We start from the raw sequence: 9,086 nt of genomic DNA, 5'->3' as shown, positions 1-9,086 counted from the left end.
TGAATACAGGTTCCTTGTAGGTTCAAAAATTTGTCAAGTATCATAAGTAAAATACTCGGGTTTTTGACTATTATATCAAATCTTAACTCGATTGTCTATCTTTTGGTATTAACTTATTTGTGCCTTAAGTCCTTTCCTGTATGAATTTCAGCTACTTTTGAGCGTAGGCACTCTCATCGAATTTTATTTTAAGTTAATTATTTGCATAACAATTCCCGAAGAGCCTTAAATTCCCTTGTTTCCACCACCTCCAAGCCGTTCGATAACTTATTCCTGTTTTTTTGCTTAGTCTGATAGTTTTGTCTGTGCATACTACTATTAATGACTATATCTGACCATATTTGTATTGAAACTTTACAATATTAAATCCGTTGAGGCGTTGGGTTTCATACTTCAACCCAACCTACGTTCATCTTATATTTAATTCCACCCACCCACTTAGTAATTATCTTCAAAGTTTGGCGGCAAAAATAAATAGCTAGGCAGTCAACTTGATTCTTTTGGCCAAGTCAAGGCCAAACCCCCTGAATACCAATCGGCTCTCTTGGTTTAGCTGGGTTAGAATCTAGCCTAGCCTATACTTTTTCTCAGGTTATCCCAGAAGGATTAAGGATAAACCACAGAGGCACAAAGAACACAAGGACAAGAGAGCCTACAAATCTAGACAACTTGATCAAACCTATGCTAGTCTCTTGAATACTTAATAATATCTCCCTAAACAAGCAATAGATGAATTCCCATTTAATCAAAGTTCCCTTTGTCGATTTAACTTGGCAAAATCAGCCCCTACAAGCAAAAATTACCGAGGCAATCCAAACAGTTATCGACCGAGGAGATTTTGTTTTAGGCCAAGCTTTAGCCGAATTTGAAACCGCCTTTGCCCAAGCTTGCGGAGTCGAGTATGCTGTGGGAGTAGCTTCTGGCACTGCTGCTCTTGCCCTGGCTTTACAAGCTTACGGCATCGGTGCCGGGGATGAAGTGCTAGTCCCCGCTAATACCTTTGTCGCTACCCTCATGGGTGTTATTCAAGCGGGGGCCAAACCAGTTTTAGTTGATTGTCACCTCGATACGGCCTTAATTGACCTCGCGGCGGCTGCCCAAAGAATTACCCCCAACACCCGCGCCATTCTACCCGTACACCTGTACGGACAGATGGTATCACCCCAACAATTACAGGATTTTGCCCGCAGCTATAATCTGATTATCTTTGAAGATGCGGCCCAGGCCCATTTAGCCAGTAGAGAAGGTTATCGCGCCGGCAGTGTCGGTGTGGCGGCGGGGTTTAGTTTTTATCCCAGTAAAAATTTGGGTGCTTTTGGCAATGGCGGAATGTTAGTGAGCAATGATCCCGAAATTAGCCAAAAAGCCCGCGGTTTAAGAAATTATGGCGCACCGAGCAAGTATTTCCACACCGATATCGGCACTAATAGCCGTTTGGATAGCATACAAGCCGCCATTTTAAACATTAAATTACCCCATCTGGAAGGCTGGAATCGCTCCCGTCAGCGAGCGGCAAGACAATACGACAGGCTTTTGGCTCCTTTAGCCGATCAAGGTATTTTACCCGTACGAGACGAAACCGAGACCGGTCATGTCTATCATCTCTACGTTATTCGCATTCTCCCCCATTGTCCGGTTGAGCGCCAACAACTACAAGAACAATTAACTGCCGTCGGTATTCAAACCGGCATTCATTATCCGATTCCTTGTCATCTGCAACCGGCCTATCGCTACCTCGGTTATCAACAGGGAGACTTTCCTAATGCAGAGATTCTCTGTGAAGAAATTGTCTCTCTCCCCATGTACCCCGGCATCAGCGAGGAGCAAATTGAAATGGTTGTTGAACAGATTACTGCGATCATCGGGTAACATAAATTCAGAATTTGTCACTAAATCGCTCCGTCCTATGGGTATTAGTCCTTCCCTATCCCCCGTCTCCCACAAAAATCGGCAATCTTGGCTGATGATCGGTTTCTTGGCGGTTATCTATGGTCCGGTGATCTTTCACTGGTACGATGGTTGGCTGAATAAATCGATCGGCATCGAACACGAATACTTTAGCCACGGCTTGATCGGCCTTCCCTACGCCGCCTATATTGTCTGGCAGAATCGCAAAAAATGGCAACGCCTCGAAGATCGCTCCCACCCCCTAGGAGCGTTTTTGTTAACCCTAGGAGCGATTTTTTATCTCCTCGGTTCCTCCCTTTGGGTTAGTATGTCTTTTCCGATTATTTTAGCGGGAATCTGTCTCTGGTTAAAAGGAACAGAAGGTTTTAAATTGCAAGGATTTCCCCTACTTTTAACAGCCTTAGCGACTCCTAATCCTATCCCCTACCTGATTGCTCCCTATACCCTACCCCTACAGGTTTTTATTGCCGCTTGCGCTGGTTTTATTCTCCAGCAAGCAGGCCTAGATGTCTCCGTTGACGGTATCTATATAGCGGTAGAAGGCAGGATGGTGGAAGTCGCTCCCTACTGTGCGGGGCTGAAAATGTTATTCACCAGTCTTTACGTCACCCTCCTGCTGCTCCATTGGACTGATACCATCGAAAACGGTCGTAAAACCCGCTTTATGCTCCTCAGTGCCTTTGGAATTAGTGTCGGGGCTAATATTGTTCGTAACGCGCTTTTAGCTTGGTTTCACGGCACAGGACAAGAGGAAAACTTTAAATTACTCCACGATAGCTGGGGGGGTGATTTATACTCGGTCTTTATGTTATTACTGATCCTTTTGGTCTTCCAAATCATGCAGTATCGCGAGGCGGTTAAGAAAAAGTCCCTAGCTCAAGGGGAAGGTAACCAGGATGATTAGTCAAAAAATTCCAGCCGAGGTAACTTTAGTGTTAGATAAAGTCAAAAAAAAGCTCCCGGGTAATTATTTACTGCTGTTGTGCCTGCTGCTGCTATTGATTGTAGGGGGTATCTTGCCCAATTTAATTTCTGGCCAGTGGTCTTGGGTGGATCAACCGAGAATCAGTAATATGCAGAAAATGCTGGCCCTACAAGAATCGGGAATCAAGTTCTCTGACCTGAAAACCATCGATCAGCAGCAAGGACAAATCGGTGAGGGAAAATGGTCGGTACAAGTGGTGGAAACTCCTGAGGGCAAGAGGATCACCGTGCTTTTAAAGCCACAGATCTACTATAAAAATCAACCAGGATTAGAATGGTCGGATATCACTTCGATTAGTCGTTGGAATCAGGGGGAAACAACCGAGCTATTAATCCCCACCCAGTCGGGAGGAAAGGCCAAGGCTCGATTCTATCGTGCCTGGACACAAAATACCTTTGCCGTGGTGCAATGGTATGCTTGGCTAGGTGGTGGTCATTACGATCCCTCTGTTTGGTATTGGCTTGACCAATGGGCGCAATTAAAAAGACAGAGAGTACCCTGGATAGCCGTTTCCTTGCTGATTCCCTTAGAACCGACGAAAGAACTGCAAACTCTCACTCCCTTTGCTCTCAATCTCGCCAAGGAAGTTCAAAGTTACTTAGAACAAAATGTCTTAAGTCAATTAACTTCTCTGCCTGAGACCAAAAAAGAAAAGTAGTTTTTCTGCTCCCAACTATCTGTTTAAAAAAAACTAGCTCAAGGCACTTTTCTAGTCCTTAATAGCTTCTTTGTTCCTCTCCCACTAGATAACTCTCAGACAATAAATTGATATATCTGTATGATTCTACCAATGCTCAACAAGTTTTTGCCAGTTAGTTTATTCAGAACCGGGGCCATAGCCTTATCAGGGTTTAGTCTGACAGGGTTCTTATGGGTAATTCCCTCCGAGAGCCTCAAGGCCCAGGGTTCTTTGTCCATACCCCAGACTCAACCCGGAACTGGGTTGGAATTTTTGCCCCCCGAACCGCCTAATCCCACCTTTCCTGAAAACACGATTCCCCCTACCGGCTACAGTCCTCCGGTTTACTCTCCCAATAATCGCCAATCCCGACAAATTCAGTCCTATCGACTCGATATCGGCGATCAAATTACTGTCTCGGTTCCCGATTTTCCCGAATTTAATTCCACGGGGCCAGTGGATCCCGATGGTAATTTTCTGGTGCCGATTTTAGGGCGTATTCCGGTGCTGGGCTTGACTTTAGACGAAGTGCAAACTAAGATCCGCCTCGAATTGGGGCGAAAATACCTGCGGGAGGAACCGGAAGTGATTGCTGTTTTAACCACTGCCCGTCCCGTCCAGTTAACCATTCTGGGAGAGGTACAGCGACCGGGGTTTTATAGTGTTGCTCCTAATACTCCCCTAGCGCAGGTACTTTTGGCGGCGGGGGGTGGCACTCCCAGAGCCGATCTGCGTTCGATCGTTGTCCGTCGGGTTTTAGTCGATGGTACAGTATTAGAGGAGAAACTTGACCTTTATACTCCCTTAATTAAAGGGGAACGCTTGCCAGATATGCGTCTGCAAGGAGGTGATGCCGTGATTGTTTCCAAGTTAGAAGTCGGCCAAGAGACGGGATATAATCGCACACTGGTGGCTAGAACCACCCTCGCCCAGCAGAATATCACCGTCAGGGTTTTAGCTCCCTCAATTCCTTCAGGAATTTCCCTGAGAAATGTTTCGATTCCTAATGGCAGTAGCTTCCTTGATGTGGTGGCTAGTTTACCAGTTTCCGATCGCCTGCGGATTAATGTCAATGAAGTGTCCCTGCTCCGTTTTGATAGTGCCAAAGGGGGAATTGTTAGTCAAACTTTGAGTCCGATAGCGGCAGTTAGGGGAGATATCTCCCAAAATGTTCCCTTAGAAGATCAGGACGTAATTATCGTCACCCGCACCCTGTTAGGGGAGATTTTCGCCGCTTTTAATATCATTACCCAACCCATCCGGGATATTTCCAGTTTTACCAATACAATTCTCGACTTTGGCAATCAATTCAATAACTTCCAATAATTGAGGGGCAACTTGCTCCCTTCACTCCTTAACACAACTTCATAAGCTAGGATTTCAAGGGCGAGAATCACTCTTGACCGCTAAAATGTAAAGAATCTGGGAATACATTAAAAAGCTATGGCTCTACCAATTGTTAAACGATTTCTCATCTCGCTAGATCAGAACAAATTTGTGGGAATATTCGTCTTCCTCGTCTGTTTAGGCGGTTCTGTGATCTTTGCTTTCCTACCCGATCCTGAGAAACCCCCCACCTTTTATCGGGCGGTGGGACAATTGGCCTACCGGGTGCCGCCGCCGGCTTTTACCAGTACAGGAACCCAACTGCAAGAACAAGGGCGGGCTATTGATCGCGATTTACTGCTGTCTCCCCGGGTATTGGTCAATGCGGCCAAAAAATTGCAATTTAATCAGGAACAGATGGTTAAAATTCGCGATCAGGATTTAAAAATAACCTTCCCCGGTGAAGCGGAGGGACAAAAAAATAATAGCGACCAACCCCAAGAGGTACTTTTAGAGTTAACGGCCGACTCCCAGTCCAAGGCGGAGTTAATTCTCGAAACCTTGATGAAGGAAATGGTGGAATACAGTCGCTGGCTGAATACTTCCCAGTTACGCGCCCGCATAGAAGCTCTCAGTGTCCGACTGAACGAAGTCCAAAAAGATTTAACCAGAGCCGAAGAAAAGTTTTATCGCTACATTAGTACCCAGGGTTCAGATTTATTGGCGATTCAAGACGGGAGTTTATTCACCGCGATCACCAGTAGTCAACAGCAACAGCGAGAAATTCGCCTAGAACTGCAAGGCATTCAAGGACAGATTAATAGTCTGAGTGAACAACTCGATTTAACCCCCGATCAAGCTTACACCTCCTCAGCCCTTAGTGCCGACCCGATTATTGCCAGTATCCGAGCGCAGATATTGGACACGGAAGCCCAATTGGAGGGACTACAGAAGGATTTACGTCCCGAACATCCCACCGTCGTTAAATTACGCAAACAACAGCAAGTTAACGAATCTCTCTTACAAAAAAGAGCCGCCGAGGTGATTGGAAAAGATGGCGTTCTTACCGCTCTTCCCAGCAGTCGCATCCGTCAGCAAAGTAATCTCGATGCCACCCGTCAACAACTAGCGGCTCAATTAGTCACCCTGCAAACCCAGCGCGAGGGTTTAATGAAACAATTAGAGTCCTTGGTGACTCAGGAACAGCAATTACGCTCCCAATACGAGAAATTCCCCGATAAACAGCTACAGCAAGCTCGTTTAACCCAAGCTGTCGCCTTTCAACGGGGTATCTACGAGAATATTCTCAATGCTCTGGTGGATGCTCAGGCCGCAGAAGCGGAAACCGTGGGTAGTCTCACCGTCGCCCAACCGCCGGTTGCTCAACCGATCGAACAGGTGTTTAACCGCAAGAATCGTACCTTGATTCTCTTGGTGGGTGCTGGTTTGGGAACTTTAGCCGGATTGGGTACGATTCTCCTGTTAGCAGTGATCGATGATCGCCTGCACAGTCCCCAAGAATTGCGGGAAGCTTTGGTTAGTCGGGATATACTACTCTTGGGACAATTGCCCATTGTCCGGAATTTAGAGGGCGAGGAAATCGAGCCGATTCTCGCCGATGCTAATGCCAATTATCTCCCCTACTACGAACGTTTACGCAGTACCCTGCGACTTGTTGGCGGCGGCGAAACGGTGAAAGTGGTTGTTGTCACCAGTATTACTGGCGGAGAGGGGAAAACCGCCACTGCCTATAATCTGGCCATCGCCGCCGCTTTAGCGGGCCGACGGACTCTGTTAGTAGAAGGAGATCTGAGAAGTCCCTCTAAGGCCGAAGAAATCGGAGTCACTCCCGATCCCAATTCTTTCCGAGAACCCCTACTTTACTACGGGGCAAAAAGTAAATCGATCCGGCTGGCCCCAAATATTGAAAACCTTTCCATTTTGCCTAGTCCCGGTCCGCAAAAACAAGCGGCAGCTATCATTGAATCGAGCGAATTACAATTAATTCTCAAAGATTCTCGCGGCCGTTTCGATCTGGTGATTGTGGATACTCCTTCTCTGTCTAGCTGTAATGATGCGCTGCTCTTAGAAGAACTAGCGGACGGGATTATTCTGGTAACGCGCCAGGGCATAACTCGTTCTAATCTCTTGAGTGAAGCAACTGACCAGTTAACAGAAGCGGAAGTGAAAATTTTAGGGGCGGTAATTAACTACGTCGATATTACACCGACTCTCAACACCGCCGAACCGGAACTGCCGCCTTTGATAGTCCCCCCAACACAGGAAAAAACAGAGACGGAAGAAGTAAAAGTAGAGGTGTAAATGGGGTTACTTATGACAAAATCTTCTGGCTCGATCGAATTGTGGTTCTTGCCAAGAAAAAGCAAAATGACTGATACTATCTATGCTGGGAAAAGCTAGGCGAATCGCTGCCATTTGCACTTCTAAGGAGGGACGATTGTTATAGGGTTGTCCCCATAAACCCGCTAAAGCTGGGATAACAGGAGTTTGATTTCCCCTGCTTGCCACTACTCTTTTGATCTGATTAACCACACAGGTAGTATCGTTACAATTAGCGTAGGACATGGGATGCCATTCTAGGGAAGGAGGAAAACTATCCCAAGCTTGTAAACGGGAATCAAAACCTTGATTACCCACAAGACGATTCCCATCGGGAAAAAACACTGCTCCGGCGGGAATTCCCTGACGTTCCACTAGGGCAGAAAAATAACTAATATAATCAATTACACCCTGGGCAGCATGGGCAACCGCTAGGAACCAAAGTTCTAATTTGAGGCGATCAAAACGACTTTTAACTGATTGTTTCATCTCCTCTTCTAAGGGGATTCTACCCTGCCAAAGAGGGGCGGTTTCTTGGGGATAAAGGCGATCTGCTTCGACGATATCATGGGGGGAAATTTGGCCACGAGTCAGATAGCGTTCGATTAAAAATTTGCCCTTATTATTCAATCCTCGATTAATTAAAGCTTGTCGGGATGCGGGACTAAAAATCCATAAATCTTGGACATTATCGGCAACGGAATCGACTCCTGTTCCTCTCGGATAGCGAATATAATCAAATAAAACTCCATCGGGACGACGTTGTAAAATGGCTTCTAGGAGAATTAAATAATCCTGTCGCGCTTGATTACTGTAGGGATCGACAAAAGTTTGGGATCGATCATCGACAAAAGAGGTGCTATCCTGTCCTTTACCATTGCGTGCTAACACCTCCTGTCGCTCGGGTTTTAAGCTATAAGCATAGCCAAAATTGAGGCTAAATAACCAAGCATACACCTTTAAACCGCGTTTATGTCCCTGTTCAATCGCCTGTGCTAATAAATCCACATTTCCAGCACCGGGATTTTTAATCACGCTATCCCAAACCGTGGGATTATTGTTAGGAGGTAATAAGACTTGACCATCGGCAAAAACTTCCAGATAAACTATATTATAACCTTTGGCCACGATGCGATCGAGGATACTTTCTATCGATCCTGGACGGGTATCACAGGAGTAAAGACGTAACCAGATCGCTTGTTCCTGTAACCAGTGTCGGGAACGACAAAAGCGCAATTGTTCAGCATATTTCTGCAATAAAATGTTATATTCTTGGGGGGAAGTTTGACGCAGATTTTCTTGTTGTTTGATTTCCGATTCGGAGAGTTGACAATTATCATTGACAGCGAGGCTAGAGTTAATCCCGAGAGGACTACTCCAGAGGATTATAGCGAGGAAACAGGATAGCGATCGCAGATAATTGACTTTCTTTAACATAGTTGTTCACGGCAAAAGTAGCAAAGGAGAAATTTTCTTAGTTTGCTATTTTTTTAGCCCTCTTCTAGAACTCTAGCAAAAGTCTTACAGTCTCTAAACTCTAGCTCTCTTATCGGGTAAGCCTTCAACTAATTTCTAAGCGCAAGTAGAGAGTTGATAGACTGTATTTGGATTATACAGCGAAAGTCAATATGTTTAGATTACCTCGTTGCAAGGATCTCCCTTGTAACGCATTTCCAGAGGTTCTAGCTCTTGTGTAACCCCCCAATATCTGGCTCTTCGGTTTGTGTTATGCAATGGACGGGGGTTATAAGGGATGGAACCCTTATAGAGAAAGGCATTTAGCGATTTTTGTCAATTGTTTTTGCTCTAGAGCGAACTAATCAATTAAGTCTCTTGCCAGATAAGGAT

6 protein-coding genes are annotated in these 9,086 nt (G+C 45.7%); 5 read left to right on the top strand and 1 reads right to left on the bottom strand.

Going from position 1 to position 9,086, the window contains the following annotated elements:
• Positions 1 to 729: 729 nt before the first annotated feature.
• The 5 genes from PX482_RS20040 (at position 730) to PX482_RS20020 (ending at position 7,220) form a co-directional block, all read left to right on the top strand.
• Positions 730 to 1,869, top strand: a complete 1,140-nt coding sequence (locus PX482_RS20040) for a DegT/DnrJ/EryC1/StrS family aminotransferase (protein WP_002758253.1) — start codon at positions 730 to 732, stop codon at positions 1,867 to 1,869.
• Between the two features lie 37 nt (positions 1,870 to 1,906).
• On the top strand, positions 1,907 to 2,812 hold the full coding sequence (crtB, locus tag PX482_RS20035) for a cyanoexosortase B (RefSeq protein ID WP_288026424.1): 906 nt from the start codon (positions 1,907 to 1,909) through the stop codon (positions 2,810 to 2,812).
• On the top strand, positions 2,805 to 3,551 hold the full coding sequence (locus PX482_RS20030) for a cyanoexosortase B system-associated protein (protein ID WP_002758251.1): 747 nt from the start codon (positions 2,805 to 2,807) through the stop codon (positions 3,549 to 3,551). The genes crtB and PX482_RS20030 overlap by 8 nt, the downstream gene beginning before the upstream one ends.
• Positions 3,552 to 3,683: 132 nt before the next feature.
• Positions 3,684 to 4,898 carry a polysaccharide biosynthesis/export family protein gene (locus PX482_RS20025; protein ID WP_002788698.1) on the top strand — a complete coding sequence of 405 codons (1,215 nt, stop codon included), beginning with the start codon at positions 3,684 to 3,686 and terminating at the stop codon, positions 4,896 to 4,898.
• 117 nt (positions 4,899 to 5,015) lie between these two features.
• Positions 5,016 to 7,220: a GumC family protein gene (locus PX482_RS20020; protein ID WP_002758249.1), complete on the top strand. Its 2,205-nt coding sequence runs from the start codon at positions 5,016 to 5,018 to the stop codon at positions 7,218 to 7,220.
• A gap of 6 nt (positions 7,221 to 7,226) precedes the next feature.
• Here the strand turns inward: PX482_RS20020 and PX482_RS20015 are convergent, their stop codons facing one another.
• Positions 7,227 to 8,675, bottom strand: coding sequence for a family 10 glycosylhydrolase (locus tag PX482_RS20015; RefSeq protein WP_288059682.1), 1,449 nt, complete (start codon positions 8,673 to 8,675; stop codon positions 7,227 to 7,229).
• Positions 8,676 to 9,086 lie beyond the last annotated feature (411 nt).

This window comes from Microcystis sp. M53602_WE12, assembly GCF_030065455.1.
GTDB lineage: Bacteria > Cyanobacteriota > Cyanobacteriia > Cyanobacteriales > Microcystaceae > Microcystis > Microcystis aeruginosa.
Note: the sequence above shows the minus strand (reverse complement) of the source record. Positions and strands in the feature narration are given on the sequence as shown.

Excerpts from the sequence above, each read along its gene's own strand:
- PX482_RS20015 (WP_288059682.1), bottom strand. The coding sequence starts at position 8,675 with ATGTTAAAGAAAGTCAATTATCTGCGATCGCTATCCTGTTTCCTCGCT.
- crtB (WP_288026424.1), top strand. The coding sequence starts at position 1,907 with ATGGGTATTAGTCCTTCCCTATCCCCCGTCTCCCACAAAAATCGGCAA.
- PX482_RS20020 (WP_002758249.1), top strand. The coding sequence starts at position 5,016 with ATGGCTCTACCAATTGTTAAACGATTTCTCATCTCGCTAGATCAGAAC.
- PX482_RS20030 (WP_002758251.1), top strand. The coding sequence starts at position 2,805 with ATGATTAGTCAAAAAATTCCAGCCGAGGTAACTTTAGTGTTAGATAAA.
- PX482_RS20040 (WP_002758253.1), top strand. The coding sequence starts at position 730 with ATGAATTCCCATTTAATCAAAGTTCCCTTTGTCGATTTAACTTGGCAA.
- PX482_RS20025 (WP_002788698.1), top strand. The coding sequence starts at position 3,684 with ATGCTCAACAAGTTTTTGCCAGTTAGTTTATTCAGAACCGGGGCCATA.